Here is a 24,445-nt window from a genome sequence, read left to right as displayed (position 1 = left end):
TTTCCGCGGCTGGTGGCGTACTCGCTGTCCGCCGCCGGCGAGGTGACGCGGCCAGCCGGCGGGGTGGCGGTCGTGGCGGCGGTGGCGTTACCGGGGCACCACCGGCCCGGTGGCCAGCATGTGGTCGACGGCGGTCAGGCCGCGTGCCAGTTCATGCCGGGACAGCGGAGCCCCGAATCCGATCCGGAACCCTGGTCGCTTGCCGCCGAACTCACCCGCCGGGGCCACGGACACGCCGTGCACCCGCCCGAGCGCGGCCAGGTCAGCGCCTCGCCACTCGTCGGCTAGTTCCACCCAGGCGTGCGCTCCGCCCACGCCGCACCTTCGGGCGGTGGGCAACAACTGTTCGACCAGGGCCAGCCGGGCGACCGACTCGGCCCGGCGACTGTCGGCCAGCCGGGTCACCAGCCCGTCGACCACCAGTCGGCGCACCAGGTCGACGACCAGCGACGGCGGCATCCAGGCAGAGCTTCGGGCGGCGGCCAGCATCGCGTCGTGCAGCGCTGGCGGACAGCTCAGGAACGCGAGTCGCAGGCCCGGCGCGACGGCTTTGCTGGTGCTGGCCAGATAGACACAGCGCTCCGGGGCGAACGAGCTCACCGGCGGCGGAGCGTCGGCGGCCAGGGGTGCGAAGGGGTCGTCTTCGAGCAGGATCAGCCGGTGCTCGCGGAGCGCGTCGGCCAGTTCGGCACGCCGGTCCGCCGACATGGTGGCGCCGGTCGGGTTGTGCAGCGTCGGCGTGGTCACCACGACGCTCACTCCCTGCTTCGGGAGCGCGTCGGGGTGGAGCCCGTCGCCGTCGTGCGGTACGGGGACGAGCCGCAGTCGCAGCAGCCGGGCCGCCGCACGTACCCCCGGATTGGCCAGCTCGTCCACGGCGATCCGGTCGCCGGGCCGGGTGAGCGCGGCGAGCGCGACGAAGAGCGCGTGCTGCCCTCCGGAGGTGCCCAACACCTGATGCGTCGAGACGCGCAACCCGAACGTGTCCAGGTAATCCGCTCCCAGGACGCCCGGATCCTCCCCTCCGCCGGTGGCGACGAGTGTGGCGAGAGAACCCTGGTCCCAGGCCCCGGCGAGTTCGCGGAGCAGGGTCGATGACGGCGGGGCCGCGTAGTTGCCGGCGAGGTCCACGACCTTCCCGGCGCTGTCCGGCGGTGCCTCGAAGCTGGTGGCTCCTCGCGTGGGCCGGACAAACGTGCCCCGGCCGGCTTCGCCGCTGGTGAGCCCGCGGTGTCCCAGCTCGGCGTAAGCCCTGGCCACGGTTCCCGGCGTGGTGCCGAGCCGGTGTGCCACCGCCCGCACTGTCGGCAGTCGCCAGCCGTCCGGCAACCGCCCGGCCTCGATGTCGTGGGCGATGCCATCGGCGAGGCGGAGGTAGAGCGGGCCGGCCCCGGCCCGGGGCGTGGGATGCCACTTTGTATCCATACAAGTGCGGATTGTATCGCAACTTGTTTCGCTCTACGGTTCTGCCATGCGCGATCTTGACGAGCTGCTCGCCCACGAGGCGCGCCGCGCCGGCATTCCCGGCGCCGCGTTGGTCGCCTGGCGAGACAGTCACCGCTATACAGCGGCGTTCGGCGTGACCAGCGTCGAGCAACCGGCCCCGGTCACCGTGGATACCCCGTTCCGCATCGGCTCCACGACCAAGCCGCTGACCACCGCGGCCATCCTGGCCCTGGCCGATGACAAGGTGCTGGATCTTGACGAGCCGCTGCCCTGGGGGATGACCCTGCGCCAGCTGCTCAGCCACACCGGCGGGCTGCCCGCGGATCCGATCACCCCGAGCAATCTGTACGGGCCGACAGCACCCGACGCGTTGCGCCTCTGGGCCGGGCAGCCGCCCGCCCTGGTCTCGCCCCCGGGGCAACGGTGGTGCTACAGCAATCCCGGGTTCGCCCTCGCCGCCCACGCCGCCGAACTGGCGACCGGAGCGTCCATCGCGGATCTCGTCGACCGGCACGTCCTTCGCCCGCTCGGCATGAGACACACGTCGTGGCGGTTGACCGATGCGATCACGTGGACCCCCGCGCAATGCCACGTGGGCGATCCACCCGCCGTCCAACGTCCGGCCTTCGACAACGCGGTCTATGCCGCCGCCGGCTTCGCCTACAGCAGCGCCTCGGACCTGGCCCGATTCTTGACGCGCGTACCCGAGGCCATGACGGTCCGGCACGCGGACACGGTGGATCAGGAACTCGACGGGTACGGCTTGGGCCTCTACGTCGGCAGCCGCGCCGGCATCGCCAGGTTCGGACACCCGGGTGGAATCCAAGGCTCGGGCTGTCAGCTCCAGGCCACCTCGGATGGCCTGGCCGGTGTGGCCCTCGTCTACAACCTGCAACCGCCGGGCGGCTGGCCGTTCGCCGCTTCCGTGCTCGATGCGTTCCTGGAGGCCTCGAAATGACCGACAACCGCGTCGCCCGGATGGCCCGTACCCTGCTGGATTACTCCCTGGAAGTGGTAGCCGGCGAGACCGTGCTGCTCCGCTCGACCGGGCCGGCCGGTTCGCCGCTCGTCCGGGAGCTCTACGCACAGTGCCTGTCCCGCGGCGCTCTTCCGTCGGTCTACACCCACGTCGCGGACGAGGACGCCCTCGTGCTCGCCGCGACCCTCGATCCCGCGCTGCACCGCCGGGCGGATCCGATGCTGACCCACCTCTACGACACCGCGGACGTGATCATCCGCATCGAGAGCGAGGACCACCCCTATGCGCTGCGCGCCTATCCGCCCGCCGAGCAGGAGGCGCGGCAGGAATCCCGCTTCAGCCTGATCTACCAGCAGCTGCGCCGCCTGTCGGCGGGCACGCTGCGCCGCTGCACGACACACTTCCCGACCGAGGGGTACGCCCGGAGCGCCGGGATGAGTCTTGCGCGGTATACGGATCTGGTGCATCGAGTCATGCTCACTGATCGCGAGGATCCCGTCCTGGCCTGGCGTCGCGTGCGAGACGACCAGCAGCGCGTCGCCGACCGGCTGGCCGGTGCCCGGGAACTCCACATCGTCGGCACAGACCTCGATCTGCGCATGTCGCTGGAGGGCCGGCCGGTGGACAACTCTTGTGGCCGGCAGAACCTGCCGGACGGCGAGTTGAACCTGGCGCCTGTCGAGAACAGCGTCACCGGCTGGGTCCGGGCCTCCGGGGCGGCGTACCTGCACGACACGGAGGTCCGCGAGCTGCGCCTGGAGTTCACCGCCGGCCGGGTGAGTCGTTGGCAATGCTCCACGGGCGCTGAACAGGTCGAGGCCGCCCTGGCGGTGGACGACGCCGCCGGCCGGATCGGCGAGATAGGCCTCGGCATGAACCCCGGCGCGCCCGGCCCGGTCGGCTACGCACTGATCGACACCAAGATCGCGGGAATGATGTCGATCTCCCTGGGACAGGGCCACACCCCGACCGGCAGCGCGAACAACTCCCCCGTGCACTGGACGTTTCCGGTGGACCTCCGCCCGGCCAGCTCGATCACCGCCGACGGCGCGGTCGTCTTCCGCGATGGCCTGCCGACCGCGGGGTTGGGCAACCCGGGATAGCAAACCGTACGTCCGTACTGTTTAATGGCGGCATGAACATCGTCCCGGAGCCCGGCCCCCTACGACTCCTGGCCGCGTCGACATTGGTCAACACGTTCGGCAACGGACTCTGGATGGCGTCGAGCGCACTGTTTCTGACCAGATCCGTCGGGCTCTCCGTCGGACAGACCGGGTTGGCGTTGACCCTGGCCGCGCTGGTGAGCATGACCGCCAGCGTGCCGATGGGATACGTCGCCGACCGCCGCGGGCCGCGCGGCATTCTCGTCGCCGGACTGCTCGCGCTCGCTACCGGCACGGCGGCGATGACGCTCGTCGACTCCTTCGGGGCGTTCCTGCTCGTCGCCCTGCCGATGGCCGTGGCCGACGCCGCTCAACGCGCCGCCAGGGGTGCGGTCATCGCCGGCGCCGTGGCCCCCGACCGGCGCGTGTACACCCGCGCCTACCTGCGCTCGTTGACCAACGTGGGAATCGCCGCCGGTGCGGCGTGCGCCGGCATCGGCCTGGTGGTCGACACCCGGGCCGCCTACGTGTCGCTGATTCTCGGCAACGCCACGACATTCGTGCTGGCGGCGGCGCTACTGAGCCGGCTCGCTCCGATCGCGCCCACACCCGCCCCGACCACCGGCCCCCGGCTGGTAGCACTACGCGACCGGCCGTTTCTCGTGTTCGTGGTGCTCGACGGGCTGATGGCCACCCACTTCGGCCTGTTCGAGGTGGCGCTGCCACTGTGGATCTACCTGCGTACGGATGCACCGCATTGGTTGATCGCGGTGTTGTTCCTGGTCAACACCGGCGCGGTGGTGCTGTTCCAGGTCCGCGCCGCCCGCGGAACCGACCACCTGGGCGGCGCCGCCCGCGCTTCCCGACGGGCCGGATTCGCGCTCCTGATAGCTTGCGTGTTGTTCGCGGCATCCGGCGCCACCACCAGCGCGGTGACCGTGGGACTCCTCATCGCCGGCGCGGCCGTGCACGTGTTCGGCGAACTGTGGCACGCCGCGGCCGGCTGGGGCATCTCGTTCGGCCTGGCACCGGCCGACGCCCACGGGCAGTACCAGGGCGCGTACTCGATGGGGATGCAACTGGGTCAGATGCTCGCCCCGCTGCTGGTGACGGCCCTGACGGTCGGCTGGGGCACGCCCGGCTGGCTGCTGCTGGGTACGGCGTTCGCGCTGATCGGCTGCCTGGTCCCACCGGTGGTGCGCTGGGCCCTGGCAACCCGCCCGACTCCACACGTCGAAGAGCCCGCACCAGCCACGGCCGGATAGCCGGGCCATCTACGACGTTACGTGGGGCGCCGACGAGTCCGGATCTACGCGCACCGGAAGCGGCTGGCCGCAGGTCACCAGGGGAAGTCCGGGCCTTCTGTGCCGAGGTTCACCAAGAGGCCGGTGTGGGTGTAGAAGTTCATCGCCGAGAACAGCGCGAACGCGACGCCGGACACGGTCCAGGACCAGTACATGAGCTGCCAGGCGACGCGGCTGTTCGGGCGGATCGCGAACGGGAAGGCGAGGCAGCCGACGGCGGCTAGGCCGTATAGGACGATGGCGAAGAACAGGTTCTCGATCATCGGGTAGTCGTGCAGCAGGCCGGTGATGGGCTCTTCGGCCGGCGCCGAGCCCACCGCGTTGAAGCGGGCGATCGCGGCGGCGCACCAGGCGAGGATAATGCCGAGCCAGAAGACCACCCAGCTCGCCGGCGACAGCGCGGTGCGTAGCCGGTCCGGGTCGAGGGGGTCGCCGGTGCGGGCGAGGTGCCAGGCCGCGGCGAGGAGCAGGACGCCGAGGATCAGGGTCGGCTCGCCGAAGATCGTGTCGATGTAGTCCTTGGCGGGGGCCAGGGGATGCCACACCGTCATGACGAAGCCGAGGCTGGTGAGGATGGTCCCGAGGACGCCGAACGTCGCGGCCCAGCCGCCGGCCGCCCGGTCGCGGTTGACGAGCAGCAGCGGCGGGTGGTCGCCGCGGACGACCGCCCAGAAGCGAGGGACGAGCAGAAGGGCGACTCCCGCGGCCACTCCCATGGTGGTGTTGAACATGATCAGTCGCATCGGATGCTCCCCGGGGAGCGCATCGAGGTCGCTATCGCGTCCAGGTCATCGGTCAGCCGTCGCACCTCGGCGGTGTTCATGGACCCACCACACCAAGATCGGCGGCGGCCTGTCACCGTCACCCACTCGAACGTGACAGAGCCCTGCTAGAACGGCCGCGACCCCTCGAGGCGGGGACTACGCTTGTTTCGTGGGCGACAGCGCTATCGATCCGACCTATTTGCGTGCTCGTGACCCCCGGACATAGAGCAGGGTCGACTACGGCGCGGGCAGGTCCGTGCGGGTCTGGATCAGCTCGGTGCCCACGCTGGGTGCCGCGTCCGAACCGGGGCGGACGAGCTCCGCGCGCACCTCATGCATCCTCAGCTCACCGCCCAGGATCTCCTCGGCGAAGTGGCAGGCCACCCGCTGTCCCGAGTCGTCGAACACCCGCAGTTCCGGCCGCTGTTCGGCGCAGCGGCTCTGCGACCAGGGGCAGCGCGTGCGGAACCGGCATCCGCTCGGCGGGTTGGCCGGCGACGGAAGGTCGCCGGCCAGCAGGATCCGCTCCCGCCGGTCCTCCACCCGCGGGTCGGGGATGGGCACGGCCGAGAGCAGAGCCCGGGTGTACGGGTGCAGCGGGCGCTCGTACAGCTGGTCGCCGTCCGCCTCCTCGACCAGCGAGCCCAGGTACATCACGCCGATGGTGTCGGAGATGTGCCGGACGACCGCGAGGTCGTGCGCGATGACCAGGTAGGTCAGCCCCAACGAGTCCTGCAGGTCGCCGAGGAGGTTGACCACCTGCGCCTGGATCGACACGTCCAGCGCGGACACCGGCTCGTCGGCCACGATCAGCTCGGGTCCGAGCACCAGGGCCCGGGCGATGCCGATCCGCTGGCGCTGCCCGCCGGAGAACTCGTGCGGGTACTTGTTCAGCGCCGACGCCGGCAGGCCGACCGAGTCCAGGGTGGACCTCAGCCGCCGCTGCACCTCGGCCTTGTCCTTGTGCAGGCCGTGCGCCTTGAGGCCCTCGACGAGCAGGGATTCCACCGACTGGCGGGGGTCCAGGCTCGACATCGGGTCCTGGAACACCATCTGGATGCGCCGGCGGAACAGCCGCATCCGCTCGCCCTTGAGCGAGCGGACGTCCGTGCCGTCGAAGGTGATCGCACCGCTGGTCGGCTCGACCAGGCGCAGCAGGCCGCGGCCGAGCGTCGACTTGCCGCACCCGGACTCGCCGACCAGACCGTAGGTCTCGCCACGCTTGACCTTCAGCGAGACCCCGTCGACGGCATAGACATAGCCGACCGTACGGTCGAACAGCAGTCCGCTCTTGATCGGAAAGTGGACCTTGAGGTCGTCGATCTCGACAAGCGCGTCGTTCACGCCGGGACCTCCTGGGGGACGGGGTTCGTGCACCGCAGCGCGCCGCCGCGGAGGGTGGGCTCGAGGGGAACCGTCTCGCCGACGCAGTCGTCGATCACCCGATCGCAGCGGGGCGCGAAGGCGCAACCCTCCGACCAGGGGATGTTGTCGTTGACCGAGCCGCGGATCTGGTGCAGCCGAGCGCCGCGGTCGACATCCAGGCGGGGCACGGACTGCAACAACCCGTGCGTGTACGGGTGCCGCGGGTCCGCGAACAGGTCATGGCGTCCGGCCCGCTCGACCACCTTGCCGGCGTAGAGGACGTTGACCGTGTCGCAGAGCCCGGCCACCACCCCGAGGTCATGGGTGATCATCATCAGCGCGGTGCCGGACCGGTCGACCAGGTCCTTGAGCAGCGTGAGGATCTGCGCCTGGATAGTCACGTCCAGCGCGGTCGTCGGCTCGTCGGCGATCAGCAGGCGTGGCTCGCAGGCCAGGGCGATGGCGATCAGCGCCCGCTGCCGCATGCCGCCGGAGAGCTGGTGCGGGAATTCCTTGAGCCGCCGCTTCGGATCGGGGATGCCGACCGCGTCGAGCAGTCCCCTGGCCTCCCTCAGCGCCGCCTGCCGGGTCCGGCCCTGGTGGCGTTCGAGCACCTCGGCCACCTGCAGGCCGAGCGGGATCACCGGGTTCAGCGAGGACAGCGGGTCCTGGAAGATCATGCCGATGTCCCGGCCGCGCCGGTCCCGCAGCTCCTGGGGGCGCAGCTTGAGCAGGTCGGTGTCGGCGAAGCGGACCTCGCCGGTGACCTTGTTGCCGCGGCGCGGCAGCAGACCCATGATCGCCAGGCTGGTCACCGACTTGCCGCAGCCGGACTCGCCGACCAGCCCGACCGTCTGGCCGGGTTCCACGGAGAAGCTGACGCCGTCGACCGCCGTGAAGGGCTTGGCGCCCTTGCGCTGGAAGACGACCGACAGGTCACGAACGTCGAGGAGGGGCATGATTCACCGCCGGTTCTTCGGGTCGAGCGCCTCGCGCATGCTCTCGCCGAGCAAGGTGAAGCCGAGGGCGACGAGGATGATCGCGCACGCCGGGAAGTAGGCGAGCTCCGGGCGGACCTCGAAGTATCGGACGCCGTCCACGCCGAGCATCAGACCCCACTCGGCGCGGTTGATGTCCGGGTCGCCGAGGCCCAGGAACGACAGCGCGGCCGCGTCCAGGATCGCCACCGCGAAGGTCAGGGTGGCTTGCACGATGACCGCGGTGAGCGAGTTCGGCAGCATGTGCCGCAGCACGATGTCCTTCCGCTTCACGCCCAGCGCGCGGGCCGCGAGCACATGGTCGCTCTCCCGTTGCGCCAGCATCGATCCGCGCAGCAGCCGGGCGAAGATGGGCACGTTCACCACCGCGACCGCGATGATCACCGTCCACTGCGTGGACCTGCTGGCCAGGGCGACCAGCGTGATCGCCAGCAGCAGGCTGGGCAGGGCCAGCATGACGTCGGTGATCCGCATGATCAGCACGTCGACCCAGCCGCCGACGGCGCCGGCGATCGCGCCGAGGAGCACGCCGAGCAGCAGGCCGATGAGGGTGGCCAGGACGCCGACGAAGAGCGTCTGCCGGGCGCCGTAGGTCATGCGGGACGCGAAGTCGCGGCCCAGCGGGTCGCTGCCGAGCGGGTGCCCGGCGGTGGCTCCCGGGATCGAGTCGACGGTCAGTTCCTTGGTCAGCTCCGGGAACCGCTGCACCGGGTCGTGCGGCGCCACCAGCGGCGCGAAGACCGCGATGACGAGGAACAGCAGGATGATGGCCGCGCCGACGATCGCGGCGGGGTTGCGCAGCAGCCGGCGGCCGGCCTCGCGGATCAGGCTGACGCCGCCGGCCTCGGCGGTCCGCGCGGTCAGCTCGTCGATGCGGCGGCGCTTGTGGTCGGCGAGCGTCGAGATTCCGCCGGTTCCGCTCACTGCACACGCACCCTCGGGTCGATGATCGCGTACGAGAGGTCGACCAGCAGGTTGACCACGATGAAGACGACGGCCGCGAGCAGGATCAGCGCCTGGAGCACCGGATAGTCGCGGCCGCCGCTGATCGAGTCGGTGATCAGCGTGCCCAGGCCGCCCCAGTTGTAGACCTTCTCGGTCAGCACCGCGCCGGCCAGCAGCGCGCCGGTCTGCAGGCCGATGGTGGTGACCACCGGCAGCAGCGCGTTGCGCAGCACATGCCGCTTGCGCACGGTGGCGTTGCGCAGGCCCTTGGCGTCCGCGGTGCGGATGTAGTCCTCGTCGAGAACGTCCAGCACGCTCGCCCGGGTGATCCGGATGATGATCGCCAGCGGGATCGTCGCCAGGGTGAAGGCGGGCAGCACCAGATGCCAGAGGGCGTCGGCGGAGGCGTCCAGCTCGCGGGTCAGCAGCCCGTCCAGCACGAAGAAGCCGGTCACGTCGGTGTTTCCCAGGCCGGTGGTGATCCGGCCGGACGGCGGGAAGACGTGGACGTCCTGCGTCAGCCAGTCCTTGAGCAGGTAGCCGAGGAAGAAGATCGGGATCGAGATGCCGACCAGGGTGACGATGATTGTCGCGTTGTCGAGCAGCCGCCCGCGGTGCCGGGCCGCGAGGTATCCCAGCGGGATGCCCAGCCCGATCGCGATGATGATCGCCGCGATGGCCAGTTCGATGGTCGCCGGGAAGGACCGGCTGATCACGTCCGTCACCGGCTCGCCGGTGCGGATGGAGTTGCCGAAGTTGCCGGTCACCACGTTTTTCAGGAAGCGACCGTACTGGACCCAGATCGGCTGGTCGTAGCCGAGGGCCCGGATCAGCAGCTCGCGGGTCTGCGGGGTCGCGCGTTCGCCCAGCAACGCGTCGACGGGTCCGCCGGGAAGGCTGCGCAGCCAGAAGAAGACCAGGGTCATCAGGGCGATCAGGGTGACGACCAGCTGGATCAGGCGGCGCGCGATGACTCTCACCATGAGAAATGACGCATCCTTGATTCGCGCCGGACGGCCCGGACCTCGATCATCGAGGTCCGGGCCCCGGCGGTGCCTGGTACTACGGAGCTACTTGGTGAGCGAGACGGTGTCGAACTTCTCGGCGGTGAGCGGGCTCGGCGCCAGACCCTGGACGTTCTTCGTGGTGACCACGGCCGGCGGGGCGTGCCAGATCGGGACGGCCGGCAGCCACTTGGCGGCGAGGTCGCGGTTGACCTGCTCGAACGCGGCCTTCTTGGCCGTCGGGTCGACGGTCGCGTCGGCCTTGCCGATGGCGGTGAACATGTCGGTCATCGACGCGTCGCCGAACTCGGTCTTGGCCCGGCCGAAGAAGGTGCCGACGAAGTTGCCCGGGTCGTTGTAGTCGCCGGTCCACCCGAGCATGTGCAGGTCCTGCTTGCCGAACTGCTGCACGTCGTCCTTGAAGCCGCCGTTCCACGGCCGCGGGACGCCGTTGACCTTGATGCCGGCGGCCTGCAGGTCGTTCGCCAGTACGGTGAAGATCTCCTGCGGGTTCGGCATGTACGGCCGGGACACCTCGGTCGGGTAGTAGAAGTTGAGCGTCAGCCCGGTCGCGCCGGCCTCGGACAGCAGCTGCTTGGCCTTGTCCACGTTGTACTCGTACTTCTGCACGTCCGGGGCGTAGCCGAGCACCGAGTTCGGCAGGAACTGGTCAGCCACCGCCGAGCCGCCCGGGCCCTTGGTCTGCACCAGCTGGGCGCGGTTGAGCGCGTACGCGATCGCCTGGCGGACCCGCAGGTCCTTCAGCTTCGGGTTGTTCTTCTGGTTGATGCCCAGGTAGAGGATGTTGAAGGCGGGCCGGTCGAGCACCTTGTAACCCTCGCCCGCCAGCGCCTTGCGGTCGGCCGGGGCCGGGAAGTCGATCGCGTGCACCGTGCCGGCGCGCAGCTCCTGCTTCCGGGTGTTCTCGTCCTTGATGATCTTGATGATCGCCTTGTCGACCTTGGCCTTGTCGCCCCAGTAGTCGGGGTTCCGGTTCAGGGTGATCTCGCCGGTGGCCTTGTTCCAGCCGCCGAACGTGAAAGCGCCGGTGCCGGTCGGGTGCTCGTTCGCGAACGCGCTGTACGAGAAGGAGTCACCGTTCTGCGTGACCGTGTCGGCGCCGTGCTTCTGCATCGCGGTCGGGCTGGCGATGGAGAACGCGGTCAGCGCGAACGCGCCCGGAAAGGCGCCCTTGTACCTCTTCATCGTCACGACGGCGGTGGCGGCGTCCTGTGCCTTGCAGTTGTCGTAGACGGCGTCCGGGCTGCCGGCGAATCCACCGAAGACGTCGGTGTAGTAGATCATCTGGGACTGGGCCGCCGCGCCCTTCATGTTGTACCAACGGTCGAAGTTCGCGCAGACCGCGGCGGCGTCCAGCGCGGTGCCATCGTGGAACTTGACGCCCTGGCGCAGCTTGAACGTCCAGATCTTGCCGGTCGGGTCGTTGGACCAGCTCTCCGCCAGGCCACCCGCCAGCTCGGCGGTGCCGGGCTTATGGGCGATGAGGGTGTCGTACATCTGCCGGATCGGCCGGAACGACTCACCGTCATCGTTGAAGATCGGGTCGAAGTTCTTCGGATCGCCGGCACCCGCGAAGATGAAGGTGCCGCCGTTGGCGGCCTTGCCCCCGTTGCCACCGCGGTCGCTTTCCGCGCAGCCGGCCGCGCCGATCGCCAGCGCCGCGATGGCACCGGCGGCGACGACCGTCCGAAGTCTCCTCGCCCGCATCCCTGATGCACGCATCGTGTTCACCTCGTCCTATGGGTACGGACAAACGCGGCGACGGCTGGTCACCGCTGGCGAGACACTAACCATTGATGGCGATCACATCGTGGGTTGGTATCGGATCGTGTCCTTTCGGCCTAGGAAACCGGGGCCCGATCCCGCTCACTCAACAGCTCCGAGAGGGTGACCGGCTCCAGGCCGCGACGCTGGAGCCCCGCGAGGATCAGCGGCAGCGCGTCGTCGGTGTACTGGGCGTTCGCCTGCGTGACATGCATGATCACGATCGAGCCGGGGCGCACCTTCGACAGGACCGCCTCCACCACGGGCGCCGCGCTCCGGGCGAACGGGTCACCGCTGACCACATCGCCGTCGACCACGGTCACGCCGAGCGGCGCGAGGGCCCGAAGCGCCGCCTTGTCATGACAAAGACCTGGGAACCGGAAGTATCGGGTCTGTCGCCCGCCGAAGGGTTCCAGCACCCGGAACGTCCTGGCGACGTCGCCGGTCATCCGGTCGGCCGGCAGTTGTGGTAGCCCATAGCAGTCGCCCGTGAACGCCGCGTGTTCATAGCTGTGGTTGGCCAGCTCGAACCGGGGATTGGCGGCGAGCCTACGGGTCACCTCCGGATACTGCTCCGCCCACTGGCCGGTAACGAAGAAGGTCGCGGGTGTCTTGCGCTTCTCGAGCAGATCCAACACCGAGAGGTTCGCGTACGAGGCCACCTCGCCCCGCCGCAGCCGAGCGATCATAGCGTCGGTCATGTCGGCGTCGAAGGTCAACGCCACCCGCGCTCCACTCCGAGGGCCGTGGTTCACCACCGGCGGCAACGCCCCACTCCGGGGCGGCGCCGACGTGCCGGTGCGGCCTGACGTCGACTCGACCGGCGGCGGACCGGACGACGCCCGCGCGGCCTGGCCGGTCGGAGTGCCGGTCGGTGTGCCGGTCGCGGCGGCGTGGGGCGCCGGCTCCGTGGCACCGCACCCCGCCAACGCCAGCGCCGCCCAGAACGCGAGAAGCCTTCGACTGATCGACATGCGGGCGATGATCGCACCGTCGCGCCACGTGCCCTAGTCCGTCGTACACTCGGCGCATGCCCGGCCTGCAGCACAGCGTCACCATCGCGGCCCCGCCCGAGCGGGTCTGGGCGGTGCTCGTCGACGTCGAGCGCTGGCCCGAGCGGATCCCGACGGTCGACGCCGTGGAGCGCCTCGACGACGGGCCGCTGGCCGTCGGCTCCCGAACCCGGTTGCAGCAGCCTCGCCTGCCCCCGGGGGTGTGGACCGTCACCGAGTTCGCCGACGGGACGTCGTACACCTGGACGTCGAGCTCGCCCGGCGTCACCGTCACCGCCACGCACGCCGTCGAGCCGCACCCCGACGGGAGCCGGCTCACCCTCGCCCTGACCGTGTCCGGTCCGCTGTCCGGGATCGGCTGGCTGATGACCCGGTCGCTGACGAACAGGTACGTCGACACGGAAGCCGCCTCGATCAAAAAGGCCGCCGAGACCTCCTAGTCAGCGGAGCAGGGCCGGCATCGCCTCGGCGAGCATCACGCGCCAGCCGGGCAGCGGCGCGACGCCGGTTCCCGCCCAGCGGTCGTGGCCGAGCACGCTGTAGGCGGGCCGCCGGGCCGGGCGCCGGAAGCGGTCGCTGGTGGTCGGGCATACCCGGTCCGGGTCGAGGCCAGCCTCGGCGAAGACCGCCCGGGCCAGGCCGTGCCAGGTGGTCGCTCCGGCGGCGGTGCCGTGGTAAGCGCCCGGGGCGGCACGACCGGCCGTGGCCGCGGCGGCGAGCGCGATGAGCTGCCGGGCGAGGGCGTACGACCACGTGGGCGGCCCCCGCTGGTCGTCGACCACATCGACGGTGTCGCGCTCGGCGGCGAGCCGCAGCATGGTGCGGACGAAGTTGGGGCCGTGCTCCCCGTAGAGCCAGGCGGTCCGCACGACGTAACCGCCGGCCGCCAGGACGGCCCGCTCGCCCAGCGCCTTTCCCCGCCCGTACGCGTTGATCGGCGCCTGGGCCGTGTCCTCGGCATACGGGGACGCGGCGGTGCCGTCGAAGACGTAGTCGGTGGAGAGGTGGATCAGCCGCTCGCCGGCCACGGCGGCGAGGCCCCGCACGGCATGGCCGTTGACCGCGGTGGCGGCCTCCTCGGCGGTCTCGGCGCCGTCGACGTCGGTCCACGCCGCCGTGTTGACCACGACGTCGACGCCGGCGACGGCGTCACGGACCGCGGCGGGGTCGGCCACGTCGAGGTCGGAGCGGGTCGCCGCCAGCACGTCCCGCTCCCCCGCCTCGGCCAGGGCGGCGCACAGGTCCCGGCCGAGCATGCCGCCGGCGCCGGTGACCAGCCAGCGCATCAGGCGGTGCCCCGCGCCTTGAGCGGCTCCCACCAGTCCCGGTTGTCGCGATACCAGGCGACCGTGGACGCCAGCCCCTGGTCCAGAGCGATCCGGGGCGCGTACCCGAGCTCCTCGCTGATCTTGGTGATGTCCAGGGAATACCGGCGGTCGTGGCCCTTGCGGTCGGCCACGGGCCGGACCATGTCCCAGCCGGCGCCGCAGGCGTCGAGCAGTCGGCCGGTCAGCTCCCGGTTGGTCAGCTCGGTGCCGCCGCCGATGTGGTAGACCTCGCCGGCCCGGCCCTTCTCGAGGACCAGCTGGATGCCGCGGCAATGGTCGGCGACGTGCAACCAGTCACGGACGTTGCCGCCGTCGCCGTAGAGCGGCACCCGCTCGCCGTCCAGGAGGTTGGTGACGAACAGCGGGATGACCTTTTCCGGGAACTGGTACGGGCCGTAGTTGTTGGAGCAGCGGGTCACCACCACGTCCATCCCGTGGGTGCGGTGGGCGGCCAGGGCCAGCAGGTCCGACCCGGCCTTGGAGGCGGCGTACGGCGAGTTCGGCGCGAGCGGCCAGCTCTCGGTCCACGAGCCGTCCTCGATCGAGCCGTACACCTCGTCGGTGGAGACGTGCACGAACCGGCCGATGCCCGCGGCCCGCGCCTCGTCGAGCAGCGTCTGTGTGCCCAGCACGTTGGTGGTAACGAACGGCAGGGCGCCGGCGATCGACCTGTCCACATGGGACTCGGCCGCGAAATGAACGACGGCGTCATGGCCGGGTAACAATTCGCGCAGCAGGTCGGAATCGGCGATATCGCCTTGCACGAAGTGGAGTCGGGAGTCCGTCACGGGCAGGTTGGCGCGATTTCCGGAATACGACAACAGGTCCAGAACAGTCACGTGGGCACCGGCGGCACCTGCGTATTCATCCTGAAGGAGGGCCCGGACATAGGCCGAACCGATGAAACCGGCGCCGCCGGTGACAAAAATCCGCACAGTTGGCGAGTGTAGTCCCACGGCTACTGATGCATAGGCTTCCGTCGTGCGTGGAATTCTGCTCGCCGGTGGCACCGGCTCGCGGCTGTGGCCGATCACGATGGCGATGTCGAAACAGCTGATGCCCATCTTCGACAAACCGATGGTGTACTACCCGCTCACCACGTTGGTCTCCGCCGGGATCCGGGAGGTCCTGGTCATCACGACACCCGAGGACCAGCCGCATTTCCAGCGGTTGCTCGGCGACGGGGGCCGATTCGGGCTGTCCCTGTCGTACGCGGAGCAGGCCCGACCGGAGGGCATCGCGCAGGCGTTCCGGATCGGCGCCGACTTCATCGGCGACCAGCAGGTCGCCCTCATCCTCGGCGACAACATCTTCCACGGCGTCGGCCTGGGCCGGCAGCTGGCCCGTTTCGGGGCACCGGTCGGCGGGCGGGTGTTCGCCTATCCGGTCGCGGATCCCCAGCGCTACGGCGTGGTCGAGTTCGACGACACCGGGCGGGTGCTGTCCATCGAGGAGAAACCGGAGCGGCCCAAGTCCACGTACGTGGTGCCCGGCCTCTATTTCTACGACGCCGACGTGGTCCGGATCGCGGAGAAGCTGGAGCCCAGCGCCCGCGGGGAGCTGGAGATCACCGCGGTGAACGAGGAATACCTGCGCCAGGGCCGGCTCACCGTGACGGTCCTGGACCGGGGCACGGTGTGGCTCGACACCGGCACGTTCCAGTCGATGGTGCAGGCGTCCGAGTACGTGCGGGTCATCGAGGAGCGGCAGGGTCTGAAGATCGGGTGCGTCGAGGAGGCGGCCTGGCGGCTGGGCTTCATCTCCGACGATGAGCTGCGCGAGCTGGCCGGGCCGTTGCTGAAGAGCGGGTACGGCGAGTATCTCGTGCGGCTGCTGGACGCCGGCCGTTACGGCGGCGCCCGATGAAGATCCGCTCGCTGAGCATCGAGGGTGCGTACGAAGTCACCCCGCAGCAGCACCGCGACGGCCGCGGCACGTTCCTTGAGTGGTACAGGTTCGACGCCCTGGCCGCCGCCGTGGGCCGTCCGCTGGACCTCGCCCAGGCCAACCTCTCGACCTCCGCGCGCGGCGTCGTCCGGGGCATCCATTTCGCCGACGTGCCGCCGGGACAGGCCAAGTACCTCACCTGCGTCGCGGGGGCCGTGCTCGACGTGGTGGTGGACATCCGGGTCGGCTCACCCACGTACGGCGCCTGGGAGGCCGTGCCGCTCGACGACCAGGACCGGCGCGCCGTCTATCTCGCCGAGGGGCTCGGGCACGGCTTCTGCGCGCTGACCGAGAACGCGACCGTGGCGTACCTGTGCTCGTCCACCTACCGGCCCGGGCACGAGCACGGCATCCATCCGCTCGACCCGGAGCTGGGGCTGCCGTGGCCGGCCGGCGTGCCGGAGCTGTCCGCGAAGGACGGGGCCGCGCCGACGCTGGCGCAGGCCCGCGCCGCCGGCCTGCTCCCCCACTACGACGCTTGTTCGGCATATGCCGAGCAGGGGGTCAGGCAGCGGTCATAGAGCCGCGGGCGTCCGTCGGACGCGGCCGGGCGGGCGCGGCCAGGTGGGCCAGCAGGGCGTCGGCCACGCGGGCGCCCGCGTGGCCGTCCCAGAGGGCCGGCGACAGTTTGGCCGGTGGGACGGCGAGGACCCGGTCGGCGGTGGCGACGATCCGCTCCGGATCGCGCCCGACGAGGGTGTTGGTGCCCTCGGTGAGGGTGATCGGCCGCTCGGTCGAGTCGCGCATGGTGAGGCACGGCACGCCGAGTGCCGTCGTCTCCTCCTGCACCCCGCCCGAATCGGTCAGCACCAGCCGGGCCGAGGCCTGCAGAGCGATGAAGTCGAGGTATCCGGCGGGCGGCACCAGCCGGATGCCGCCGGGCAGGCCGACCTGCTTCAGCCGTACGGCCGTGCGGGGATGCACGGGCAGGACGACCGTCAACCTCCGGGCCACCTCGCCGAGCGCGCGCAGCAGCCCGCCGAGCATGTCCGCGTCGTCGACGTTGGCCGGCCGGTGCAGCGTCGCCAGGGCGTACCCGCCGGCGGTGAGCCCGTGGCGGTGCAGCGCGTCGGAGGCCAGCGCCCGGTCGAGGTTCGCGTACAGAGTGTCGATCATGACGTTGCCGACCAGGTGGATCTGGTCGGCGTGGTAGCCCTCGGCGCGCAGGTTGTCGACGCCGTCCGGCGACGGCGCGAACAGCAGGTCGCTGAGCCGGTCGGTGACGACCCGGTTGACCTCCTCGGGCATGCGCCAGTCGCGGCTGCGCAGGCCGGCCTCGACGTGGCCGACCGGCACCCCGGCCTTGGCGGCGACCAGGGCGCAGGCCACCGTCGAGGTGACGTCGCCGACGACGACGACCGCGTCCGGGGCGAGCTCGTCGACGATCGGCTCGAACGCGGTCATCACCCGGGCGGTCTGCTCCGCGTGCGTGCCGGACCCGGTGCCGAGGTGGCGGTCCGGCGGGCGCAGGCCGAGGTCGCTGAAGAACACGTCGTTCATCGCGGCGTCGTAGTGCTGGCCGGTGTGCACCAGCACCACCTCCGCGCCGCGTGCCTCGAGGGCGTCCATGACCGGCTTGACCTTCATGAAGTTAGGCCGGGCGCCGGCCACGCAGACGATCCGGGGCACGCTCAGATCACCTCGACCGTGGGACCGTGTAGCCGCCGGCGGGTGTCGAGCAGGCACTTCGCCTCGCTGCCGATGAGGTCGTAGTCGAACTCGTCGTGGTCGGCGAGCAGCACCACGGCGTCGGCGCCGCGCAGCTCCTCGGCGGTCAGCGCCACCATGGCCAGGTCGGGCGCCCCGTGCGCGGCCTCGACCACGTGCGGATCCGCCACCCGGACCTCCGCACCCATCTGCCGCAACAGCTGCACGATCCGGACCGCCGGCGACTCGCGGGCGTCACCCGTGTTCTTCTTGTACGCCAACCCGAGCAGCAGGATCCGACTGCCGGAGACCGAGCGCTGCCGGCGGTTGAGCGCGTCGATGAGCCGGCGTACCACGTAGTCGGGCATGTGGTTGTTGATGTCGTTGGCCAGGTCGACGAACCGGACGCTGTGACCGAGGGCGCGCTGCGCCCGCCAGGACAGATAGGACGGGTCGACCGGCAGGCAGTGACCGCCGACGCCGGGGCCCGGGGTGAAGCGCATGAAGCCGAAGGGCTTGGTCGACGCCGCGTCGATCGCCTGCCAGACGTCGATGCCCAGATCGTTGGAGATCATGGCGATCTCGTTGACCAGGGCGATGTTGACATGGCGGAAGGTGTTCTCGATGAGCTTGGCGAGCTCGGCCTCCCGCGGCGACGACACGGTCACCGTGGTGTCCACGACGGTGTCGTAGAACTCCTTGATCCGCCGCAGCGAGGTCTCGTCCACGCCGGAGACGATCTTCGGGGTGTTGACGACGTTCCAGGTGGGGTTGCCCGGGTCGATGCGCTCGGGGCTGAAGCCGAGCGCGAAGTCGGTGCCCGCGGTCAGCCCGGAGACCTTCTCGAGGATCGGCTGGACCACCTCCTCGGTGGTGCCCGGATAGGTGGTCGACTCCAGCACCACGGTGGCGCCCGGGCGCAGGTGGTCGGCGAGCAGCTCGGCGCACGCCTCGACGTACGACAGGTCCGGGACGCCGTCGCGCAGCGGGGTGGGCACGCTGATCAGGGCCACGTCGAATCCGGCGCAGTCCGCCGGGTCGGTGCTGGCGCGAAAGGACCCCTCGGCCAGGACGGCGCGCAGCCGCTGGGCCGGGACGTCCTCCACGTACGACTCGCCCCGCGCCAGGCGGCCGACGCGGACGGTGTCGACGTCGTACCCGACGATCTCGTGGCCGACCTCGGCCGCTCGGACGGCCAGCGGCAGCCCGACGTACCCCAGGCCGGCGATGACGACTCGCATGGCTGTCTCCTCAGTTGGTCTTGCCGGCCCGCGCGGATCGCGCGGACCGCGCCCACTCGCGGGCGACGAGCCGGACGAACGCGACGTTGGTGGTCAGGTAGCGGCCGCCGAGTCGGCGCGGCTCCTGCAGGACGCGGTACAGCCATTCGAAGCCCATCCGCTGCCAGATCAGCGGCGCGCGCTGGACCACACCGGCCAGCACGTCGAAGGAGCCGCCCACGCCGTGCACCACCTTGGCGCCGGTCCGGGCGCCGTAGGTGGCCACGAAGACCTCCTTCTTCGGCGAGGTCATGCCGAGGAACAGCAGATCCGCGCCGCTGGCCTTGACGGCCTCGGCGATCGCGGCGGTCTCGTCCTCGCAGTAGTAGCCGTGGTGGCTCCCGGCGATGCGCAGATCGGGATGCTGGGCCCCGACGCGCTCGACCATGCGCTCGAGCACCTCCGGGCGGGCGCCGAGGAAGTAGACGGAGCGGTCCTCGACCTCCGCCATGTAGAGCAGGCGCTGGAACAGGTCGATACCGGCCACCCGCTCGGGCAGCCGGCGGTGCAGCAGGCGACTGGCCCACACCACGGACTGCCCGTCCGCGACGATGAGGTCGCAGCCCAGCACCGCGTCGCGCAGGGCCGCGTCCTGGCACATCTTGACGATCTTCGCGGCGTTGACCACGCCGACCTCGAGCAGCTCGCCGCGATCCACCGCGTCCATGCAGACCTCGACGGCTTCGCCGAGGCTGAGCGCGTCGACGGGTATCCCGAAGAGGTCGTGCCGGGTGTGCTCCCGCCCGACCAGACGATCCGCCTGCATCGCCGTCACCGTCCCTTGCCATCGGAGGAGGACCACGTGAACAACAGCCAGCCGAACTCGTACGGCCGGCACTCCCGGTCGAGCGAGGTCGGCCGGTACACCCGGTCGACGACCGGCAGGCGAAGTCCGGAGCGGGCGCGCGTGGTGACCGCGTGCAGACCCCGGACGATCTTGCGAGGGTCGCCGCGGTGGACCTTGCGGACGGTCAGTCCCTCGTCGTCGAGCAGCAACGGCTCCCCGGCATCGCCCAGTTCATCGGGGCGAAGCAGCCAGCGCAGACCCCGGCGGATCGGCTCGCCGTAGTCGCCGCCGCCCGCCTCGGTCAGGTCCAGCAGCGCCATCGGCGCCATCGCGTGCTGGTGCACCGAATAGACGGGATAGCCCTCGATGACGGCGCCGGTGCGGGCGTCGTAGTGCCACCACCACTGCCCGCCGGGGCCCTGCAGCCGGCAGATCTGCTCCGCGGTGGTCCGGGCCGCCGCGAGGGCCACCGGGTCGTCGCCCGAGCGGTGCAGTCGGGCGAGTGCCTGCACCGGATAGACCTGATCGGCGAAGCAGGACACGTGGTCGCGGTAGGACCTCACCAGACCGGGCCCGGTGACGTGGGGAAACACCGGGCTGCCCGGGAGGACGCAGTCGAGCAGCCGCCGCCGGGCGAGGGCCAGCTCCACCTCGACGTCGATCTGGGCACGGGCCTCGGCCAGCGCCGAGACGACCCAGGCGCTCTCGACGACATATTCGGGCGCGGTCCCGCGGTCGAACTCGCGCAGCCGCCGGATCGCATCCGGCAGGAGAGGGTGACCGGTCCGGGCGGCGCACCAGGCGATCAGCGCGATGTCGCCCAGGTTGCGGCTGGCCGCCTGCCGCCGCACGAGCAGGGCGACGAATTCGTCGAGTCGGTGGCCGCCCAGCAATGCGGGCCGCGCGTCGGCCGGCAACCGGGACACCCCCAGGGCCACAATCGCGGCATAACGCAGGCTCGTGCCGGCCAGTCGCGAGGTGGTGCGGCCATTCGTGGTGGCGAACGTACGCGAAAAGGCGAATTCGTCGGTATCCGCGCGATACATTGTGGGCAATCCGCGCGATGCGAGCGTGATGAGGCGTTTTGTCAGCTCACCGGTTTCACCGTCAAGGTGAGCGAATCTCGCGGGTGCTGGCGTCATGTCGTCCTTCCGGAGGGCGGCAAAGGGCGACTCCGCATCCACATAGGACGGATGAACCGCGTCCGATCGGCAGAGGCGGAGTAGCCGCATTCCCTTGGCTGGTAGACGATTCCGGTAACCACGGCAGACGGCGTCGACAGCGAGGGCAGGCACGAGCGCACCGGCCCTCCACGGAAACCGAGGAGCCGAAAATGAGGCTACTGAGGACGGTCCTCCCGCCGGAAGATGTGACGGCTAGCTGACATGGCGTCATGACCGTTTCGCTCAGCGCCTTCCGATTTCTCCAACCGACCGGGCGGTGCGGATCCTCGGAACGGTCAATGCCCGCCGGTCGGACCGGATTGACATCAGTCACCGTTTCGACGAGCCGGAGAGGAAATGGCGGGTGAACGGCACGCCAACAAAAAGACGCCGGTTAGGACGCGGGTGGGAACGGCAGCCGCTTCGGGCGTACGAGCGCGGCGGCGGCGCGGCGGCTGCGGGGATGCCCCAGCGCCGCCCGGGACGCCTCGCGGAGCAGGACCACCGACCAGAAGAGGGCCGTGGCGACCCGTGAATGGCGCATTCCGAACAGCCGGACGCGGTTGACCGTCAGCAGGCTCCAGAGCGCCGGCGACACCCGCGACTCCCCGCCGAGGTGCACCACCTCGGCGCGAGCCACCAACGCGGTCAGGAAGCCATGGTCTCGGGCCCGCAGTGCGAACTCGGTCTCCTCGGAGTAGAGGAAGAACCGCTCCTCCCACGGCCCGCAGGACGCGAGGCACTCACGGGAGATCAGCATGACCGCGCCGGTGGCCCAGTCCACCGGGCCGTCACGGAAGTACGCGTCGTGATCGACGACCGTCTCGCCGAGCCCCGCGAGCCGCCCGGCGCGCTGGCCGAGCAGCGCCTCGCCGAGGGCGCGGAAGATGGTCGGTTCGCGGCGCAGCGACAGGGCCACGCCGCCGTCCTCGTCGAGGATGCGCGGCACGGCGATGCCGACGCGCCGCCCGTCGTCCCCGCCGAGCCGGGCCATCATCGTCGCCACCGAACCGGTGCTCAGCCGTACGTCCGGGTTGAGGATCAGCACCGCGTCGTACGGCTCCGCGATCCGCACCGCGGCGTTGAACGCGGCGGCGTAACCGGCATTGCGCCCGGTCTGCGCGACGCGGCACCCGGGCACCATCCGTCGGGCGAGCGCCACGCTGTCGTCGGCGGAGGCGTTGTCCGCGACGACGAGGTGCCAGGACAGGCCCCGCAGGCCGTCATCCAGGGAGCTCAGCAGCCCCGGCAGGACGGCGGCACTGTTGTAGGTCACCACGACCACGGCCACCGTGGGCACGCCGGAGCCGGCACCGGCTTCGGCCTCGGCGCTCATGCCGCGCGGCTGCTGTCGTCGCGCAGCCACGTCGTGAAGTCGCCGGAGCGGATGGGACGGCGCGCCCGCCAGCGGGTGACCGCCGTGACAGCGAGAAAGACCACCAGCTTCAGCGCCGCCGACGGCCGCCCACGAACGACCCGGAACAGGTCCGCGCGGCTGGTACGCGCGGAGTCCACCGCGTCTTTCGAGAGCCGCCGCAGCTGAACCGTCGCGGTGACCGACCGGACGCGGCGGCGCAGGAGGTCGCCCAGGGTCCGCGGCGCGTGCACCACCACCCGGGCTCCGGGCACCACCCGCCGCTGCGCCGGGGTGAACGCGACCGACGCGGCGAGGTCGTCGCCCATCACCTCGGGCAGCGCCCGCAGCCGCCGCCTGGCCTCCGGCGAGACCGCGATCACGCCGCGACCGAACAGCCCCTCGCGAACCACCGGCAGCTCCTGCCAGAAGTCGTAGTACCAGCGCACCGGCCAGGACGAGCGCTCGGTCGCGACGACCCGTTCCGGGGCGACCGCCAGCACTCCGGGCTCGCGCAGCGCGACGGCCAGGCGGCGCACGTCGGCCGCGCCGATCTCCACGTCGGCGTCGATGTAGACGACCTCGGCGCCGGTGACGCGGTCGTCGCCGGCGCGCAACGCGGCGTACTTTCCGGCGCGGGTGAGCGGCACCACCTCGACGGAGTCGCCGAAGGACCGGGCGACCCGCTCGGTGTCGTCGGTGCAGCCGTTGGGCACGACGACGATCTCGAACTCGCCGGGCGACGCGCCGACCAGCAGCCCGCACAGAAGCCGGCCGATGACCGGCGCCTCGTCATGCGCGGGGACCACTACGCTGATCACCCACGCAGTATCTCCACGACCCCGCGGGCGCACCACCGACTGTCGGATCCCGGTCCCAGGACGCGCCGGACGGCCATCGCGGAAGGACCGTCGGGAGTGACGCACCGTCCACATGGACGAGTGCGGCGACCACCCCGCGCGCGTATCGATGGAGTCCGACGAGTCAGTGGAGAGGCGGGGCGATACGTGTACGTCTCGATGCGCGACCGGCCCGCGGCCCCGGCGGACCGGCACGGCGGCCGGGTGGCGAGAACCGTGCTGCTCCTCGGCGTGGTCAGCATGCTCACCGATGTCTCCTCGGAGATGGTCGCCGCGGTGCTGCCGCTGTATCTCACCGCCCAGGTCGGACTCGGCTTCCTCGCGTACGGTCTGGTCGACGGCCTCTACCAGGGGGTGAGCGCGACGGTCCGGATCGCCGGTGGATACGCCGGCGACCGCGGCGGCCGTCCGAAACGGATCGCGGCGATCGGGTACGGCGTCTCGGCGCTCAGCCGGATCGCCCTGCTGCCGGCCCAGGGCTTCGCCGCCGTCACCGCCGTCATCACCGCCGACCGGCTCGGTAAGGGCCTGCGGACCGCTCCCCGCGACGCGCTGATCGCCGGGGCGTCCGACCCCGCCCTGCTCGGGCGGGCGTTCGGCGTGCACCGCACCCTCGACACGGTCGGCGCCGCGCTCGGCCCCTTGGCCGCCTTCGCGCTGCTCATGGCCGTGCCGGGAAGCTACGACTCGGTGTTCGTCACGTCCTTCGCCGTCGGTGTCGTCGGGTTCGCCGTCCTGGTCCTGTTCGTGCCCGACCTCCGCACCGGCGCGGCGGCCCGGGTGCGGCTGCGCCAGGTGGTGCGGGAGGTCGGCCGGGCGCGCCTTCGGCGCCCCCTGGCCGCGACCGCCCTGCTGGGTGTGCTGACCGTCGGCGACGGGTTCCTCTACCTCGCCCTGCAACAGCGCGACGACCTCGCCGCCGGCTTCTTCCCCCTGCTGTACGTGGGCACCAACGTCGCGTACCTCGCGCTGGCCCTGCCACTGGGCCGGCTCGCCGACCGCATCGGCCGGGCCCGGGTGCTCGTGGGCGGTCACGTCGCCCTGATCGCCGCCTACGTGGCGGCCGGCGGGCCGTACGGCGGCGCCGCCACGACGGTGGCCGTCCTGCTGCTGCTCGGCACCTTCTACGCGGCCACCGACGGCGTACTCGCCGCCCTCGTCAGCCGGTTGGTCAGCGTCGAGGCGAGAGGCAGCGGGATCGCGGCGGCCCAGACCGTCGTCGCGCTCACCCGCTTCGCCGCCGCGATCGGCTTCGGCGGCCTCTGGGTCATGGTCGGGCGCAGCGACGCCCTGCTGCTCGTCGCACTCCTACTCGCCGCCGCCCTGCCTGTGGCCTGGTGGTTGCTGCGTCGGGTGGAGGCTCAGGCATGAGC

The 24,445-nt window shown here is 71.0% G+C and carries 24 protein-coding genes; 8 read left to right on the top strand and 16 right to left on the bottom strand.

What is annotated here, in order from left to right; all coding sequences use genetic code 11:
- Positions 1-87: 87 nt before the first annotated feature.
- Positions 88-1,425 (bottom strand): PLP-dependent aminotransferase family protein, encoded by a 1,338-nt coding sequence (locus AB0M36_RS06735; protein WP_364153478.1) that lies wholly within the window; start codon positions 1,423-1,425, stop codon positions 88-90.
- Between the two features lie 46 nt (positions 1,426-1,471).
- Between AB0M36_RS06735 and AB0M36_RS06730 the strand changes: the two genes are divergently transcribed.
- Genes AB0M36_RS06730 through AB0M36_RS06720 form a run of 3 tightly spaced genes read left to right on the top strand, consistent with a single transcriptional unit; the run spans position 1,472 to position 4,793 of the window.
- Entirely contained in the window at positions 1,472-2,404 is a 933-nt protein-coding gene (locus AB0M36_RS06730) for a serine hydrolase domain-containing protein (RefSeq protein WP_364153476.1), read from the top strand.
- Complete coding sequence (locus AB0M36_RS06725; protein WP_364153473.1) at positions 2,401-3,528, top strand: aminopeptidase; 1,128 nt, start codon at positions 2,401-2,403, stop codon at positions 3,526-3,528. The genes AB0M36_RS06730 and AB0M36_RS06725 overlap by 4 nt, the downstream gene beginning before the upstream one ends.
- A 32-nt stretch (positions 3,529-3,560) precedes the next feature.
- The gene (locus AB0M36_RS06720) at positions 3,561-4,793 is read left to right on the top strand and encodes an MFS transporter (RefSeq protein WP_364153470.1); all 1,233 of its coding nucleotides are present in this window, start codon (positions 3,561-3,563) and stop codon (positions 4,791-4,793) included.
- Between the two features lie 74 nt (positions 4,794-4,867).
- Here AB0M36_RS06720 and AB0M36_RS06715 read toward each other — a convergent pair whose 3' ends face one another.
- The 7 genes from AB0M36_RS06715 to AB0M36_RS06685 all read right to left on the bottom strand — a co-directional run bounded on the left by AB0M36_RS06715 (position 4,868) and on the right by AB0M36_RS06685 (position 12,394).
- Positions 4,868-5,575, bottom strand: a complete 708-nt coding sequence (locus tag AB0M36_RS06715) for a DUF981 family protein (RefSeq protein ID WP_364153468.1) — start codon at positions 5,573-5,575, stop codon at positions 4,868-4,870.
- A 258-nt stretch (positions 5,576-5,833) separates the two neighbouring features.
- Positions 5,834-6,940 carry an oligopeptide/dipeptide ABC transporter ATP-binding protein gene (locus AB0M36_RS06710; RefSeq protein WP_364153466.1) on the bottom strand — a complete coding sequence of 369 codons (1,107 nt, stop codon included), beginning with the start codon at positions 6,938-6,940 and terminating at the stop codon, positions 5,834-5,836.
- Entirely contained in the window at positions 6,937-7,920 is a 984-nt protein-coding gene (locus tag AB0M36_RS06705) for an ABC transporter ATP-binding protein (RefSeq protein WP_364153463.1), read from the bottom strand. Before AB0M36_RS06705 ends, AB0M36_RS06710 begins: the two co-directional genes overlap by 4 nt.
- Before the next feature lie 3 nt (positions 7,921-7,923).
- Positions 7,924-8,865: an ABC transporter permease gene (locus tag AB0M36_RS06700; protein WP_364154279.1), complete on the bottom strand. Its 942-nt coding sequence runs from the start codon at positions 8,863-8,865 to the stop codon at positions 7,924-7,926.
- 14 nt (positions 8,866-8,879) lie between these two features.
- Complete coding sequence (locus AB0M36_RS06695) at positions 8,880-9,887, bottom strand: ABC transporter permease (RefSeq protein ID WP_364153460.1); 1,008 nt, start codon at positions 9,885-9,887, stop codon at positions 8,880-8,882.
- A gap of 87 nt (positions 9,888-9,974) precedes the next feature.
- Positions 9,975-11,651, bottom strand: coding sequence for an ABC transporter substrate-binding protein (locus tag AB0M36_RS06690; RefSeq protein ID WP_364153457.1), 1,677 nt, complete (start codon positions 11,649-11,651; stop codon positions 9,975-9,977).
- A gap of 119 nt (positions 11,652-11,770) precedes the next feature.
- Positions 11,771-12,394: a polysaccharide deacetylase family protein gene (locus AB0M36_RS06685; protein WP_364153455.1), complete on the bottom strand. Its 624-nt coding sequence runs from the start codon at positions 12,392-12,394 to the stop codon at positions 11,771-11,773.
- On the opposite strand from AB0M36_RS06685, the gene AB0M36_RS06680 reads away from it, so the two are divergent.
- Together AB0M36_RS06680 and AB0M36_RS06675 are read left to right on the top strand one after the other, a co-directional pair.
- Positions 12,393-12,704 carry a hypothetical protein gene (locus AB0M36_RS06680; protein WP_364153453.1) on the top strand — a complete coding sequence of 104 codons (312 nt, stop codon included), beginning with the start codon at positions 12,393-12,395 and terminating at the stop codon, positions 12,702-12,704. The two genes, AB0M36_RS06685 and AB0M36_RS06680, sit on opposite strands and share 2 nt — an antisense overlap.
- 19 nt (positions 12,705-12,723) lie before the next feature.
- On the top strand, positions 12,724-13,146 hold the full coding sequence (locus AB0M36_RS06675) for an SRPBCC family protein (protein WP_364153450.1): 423 nt from the start codon (positions 12,724-12,726) through the stop codon (positions 13,144-13,146).
- Here the strand turns inward: AB0M36_RS06675 and rfbD are convergent, their stop codons facing one another.
- Both rfbD and rfbB read right to left on the bottom strand, forming a co-directional pair.
- Positions 13,147-13,992, bottom strand: coding sequence for a dTDP-4-dehydrorhamnose reductase (rfbD, locus tag AB0M36_RS06670; RefSeq protein ID WP_364153447.1), 846 nt, complete (start codon positions 13,990-13,992; stop codon positions 13,147-13,149).
- Positions 13,992-14,969: a dTDP-glucose 4,6-dehydratase gene (gene rfbB / locus AB0M36_RS06665; protein ID WP_364153444.1), complete on the bottom strand. Its 978-nt coding sequence runs from the start codon at positions 14,967-14,969 to the stop codon at positions 13,992-13,994. Before rfbB ends, rfbD begins: the two co-directional genes overlap by 1 nt.
- A 46-nt stretch (positions 14,970-15,015) precedes the next feature.
- Here rfbB and rfbA point away from each other — a divergent pair, with 46 nt between their 5' ends.
- Together rfbA and rfbC are read left to right on the top strand one after the other, a co-directional pair.
- Entirely contained in the window at positions 15,016-15,900 is an 885-nt protein-coding gene (gene rfbA / locus AB0M36_RS06660; RefSeq protein ID WP_364153441.1) for a glucose-1-phosphate thymidylyltransferase RfbA, read from the top strand.
- Positions 15,897-16,502, top strand: coding sequence for a dTDP-4-dehydrorhamnose 3,5-epimerase (rfbC, locus tag AB0M36_RS06655; RefSeq protein WP_364153438.1), 606 nt, complete (start codon positions 15,897-15,899; stop codon positions 16,500-16,502). Before rfbA ends, rfbC begins: the two co-directional genes overlap by 4 nt.
- Here rfbC and wecB read toward each other — a convergent pair.
- The 6 genes from wecB to AB0M36_RS06625 all read right to left on the bottom strand — a co-directional run bounded on the left by wecB (position 16,486) and on the right by AB0M36_RS06625 (position 23,033).
- Complete coding sequence (gene wecB / locus AB0M36_RS06650; RefSeq protein ID WP_364153436.1) at positions 16,486-17,610, bottom strand: UDP-N-acetylglucosamine 2-epimerase (non-hydrolyzing); 1,125 nt, start codon at positions 17,608-17,610, stop codon at positions 16,486-16,488. The two genes, rfbC and wecB, sit on opposite strands and share 17 nt — an antisense overlap.
- 2 nt (positions 17,611-17,612) lie before the next feature.
- Positions 17,613-18,869 carry a nucleotide sugar dehydrogenase gene (locus tag AB0M36_RS06645; protein WP_364153434.1) on the bottom strand — a complete coding sequence of 419 codons (1,257 nt, stop codon included), beginning with the start codon at positions 18,867-18,869 and terminating at the stop codon, positions 17,613-17,615.
- A 10-nt stretch (positions 18,870-18,879) separates the two neighbouring features.
- Complete coding sequence (locus tag AB0M36_RS06640; protein WP_364153432.1) at positions 18,880-19,674, bottom strand: WecB/TagA/CpsF family glycosyltransferase; 795 nt, start codon at positions 19,672-19,674, stop codon at positions 18,880-18,882.
- A gap of 5 nt (positions 19,675-19,679) precedes the next feature.
- Positions 19,680-20,741, bottom strand: a complete 1,062-nt coding sequence (locus tag AB0M36_RS06635; RefSeq protein WP_364153430.1) for a hypothetical protein — start codon at positions 20,739-20,741, stop codon at positions 19,680-19,682.
- Positions 20,742-21,252: 511 nt separating this feature from the next.
- The gene (locus AB0M36_RS06630; RefSeq protein ID WP_364153428.1) at positions 21,253-22,194 is read right to left on the bottom strand and encodes a glycosyltransferase family 2 protein; all 942 of its coding nucleotides are present in this window, start codon (positions 22,192-22,194) and stop codon (positions 21,253-21,255) included.
- A complete protein-coding gene (locus AB0M36_RS06625) occupies positions 22,191-23,033 on the bottom strand; it encodes a glycosyltransferase (protein WP_364153426.1) in 843 nt (280 codons plus the stop codon). Before AB0M36_RS06625 ends, AB0M36_RS06630 begins: the two co-directional genes overlap by 4 nt.
- A gap of 186 nt (positions 23,034-23,219) precedes the next feature.
- Between AB0M36_RS06625 and AB0M36_RS06620 the strand changes: the two genes are divergently transcribed.
- Positions 23,220-24,443, top strand: a complete 1,224-nt coding sequence (locus tag AB0M36_RS06620; RefSeq protein ID WP_364153423.1) for an MFS transporter — start codon at positions 23,220-23,222, stop codon at positions 24,441-24,443.
- Positions 24,444-24,445 lie beyond the last annotated feature (2 nt).

The sequence above is a fragment of the Actinoplanes sp. NPDC051346 genome (genome assembly GCF_040682215.1).
Classification (GTDB): domain Bacteria; phylum Actinomycetota; class Actinomycetes; order Mycobacteriales; family Micromonosporaceae; genus Actinoplanes.
This window is presented reverse-complemented; position numbering and strand designations above follow the sequence as displayed.

Excerpts from the sequence above, each read along its gene's own strand:
- rfbC (WP_364153438.1), top strand. The coding sequence starts at position 15,897 with ATGAAGATCCGCTCGCTGAGCATCGAGGGTGCGTACGAAGTCACCCCG.
- AB0M36_RS06705 (WP_364153463.1), bottom strand. The coding sequence starts at position 7,920 with ATGCCCCTCCTCGACGTTCGTGACCTGTCGGTCGTCTTCCAGCGCAAG.
- AB0M36_RS06645 (WP_364153434.1), bottom strand. The coding sequence starts at position 18,869 with ATGCGAGTCGTCATCGCCGGCCTGGGGTACGTCGGGCTGCCGCTGGCC.
- rfbD (WP_364153447.1), bottom strand. The coding sequence starts at position 13,992 with ATGCGCTGGCTGGTCACCGGCGCCGGCGGCATGCTCGGCCGGGACCTG.
- AB0M36_RS06715 (WP_364153468.1), bottom strand. The coding sequence starts at position 5,575 with ATGCGACTGATCATGTTCAACACCACCATGGGAGTGGCCGCGGGAGTC.
- AB0M36_RS06735 (WP_364153478.1), bottom strand. The coding sequence starts at position 1,425 with ATGGATACAAAGTGGCATCCCACGCCCCGGGCCGGGGCCGGCCCGCTC.
- AB0M36_RS06695 (WP_364153460.1), bottom strand. The coding sequence starts at position 9,887 with ATGGTGAGAGTCATCGCGCGCCGCCTGATCCAGCTGGTCGTCACCCTG.
- AB0M36_RS06640 (WP_364153432.1), bottom strand. The coding sequence starts at position 19,674 with ATGCAGGCGGATCGTCTGGTCGGGCGGGAGCACACCCGGCACGACCTC.
- AB0M36_RS06675 (WP_364153450.1), top strand. The coding sequence starts at position 12,724 with ATGCCCGGCCTGCAGCACAGCGTCACCATCGCGGCCCCGCCCGAGCGG.
- AB0M36_RS06685 (WP_364153455.1), bottom strand. The coding sequence starts at position 12,394 with ATGACCGACGCTATGATCGCTCGGCTGCGGCGGGGCGAGGTGGCCTCG.
- AB0M36_RS06720 (WP_364153470.1), top strand. The coding sequence starts at position 3,561 with ATGAACATCGTCCCGGAGCCCGGCCCCCTACGACTCCTGGCCGCGTCG.
- AB0M36_RS06635 (WP_364153430.1), bottom strand. The coding sequence starts at position 20,741 with ATGTATCGCGCGGATACCGACGAATTCGCCTTTTCGCGTACGTTCGCC.
- AB0M36_RS06690 (WP_364153457.1), bottom strand. The coding sequence starts at position 11,651 with ATGCGTGCATCAGGGATGCGGGCGAGGAGACTTCGGACGGTCGTCGCC.
- AB0M36_RS06730 (WP_364153476.1), top strand. The coding sequence starts at position 1,472 with ATGCGCGATCTTGACGAGCTGCTCGCCCACGAGGCGCGCCGCGCCGGC.
- AB0M36_RS06725 (WP_364153473.1), top strand. The coding sequence starts at position 2,401 with ATGACCGACAACCGCGTCGCCCGGATGGCCCGTACCCTGCTGGATTAC.
- AB0M36_RS06630 (WP_364153428.1), bottom strand. The coding sequence starts at position 22,194 with ATGAGCGCCGAGGCCGAAGCCGGTGCCGGCTCCGGCGTGCCCACGGTG.
- AB0M36_RS06680 (WP_364153453.1), top strand. The coding sequence starts at position 12,393 with ATGTCGGCGTCGAAGGTCAACGCCACCCGCGCTCCACTCCGAGGGCCG.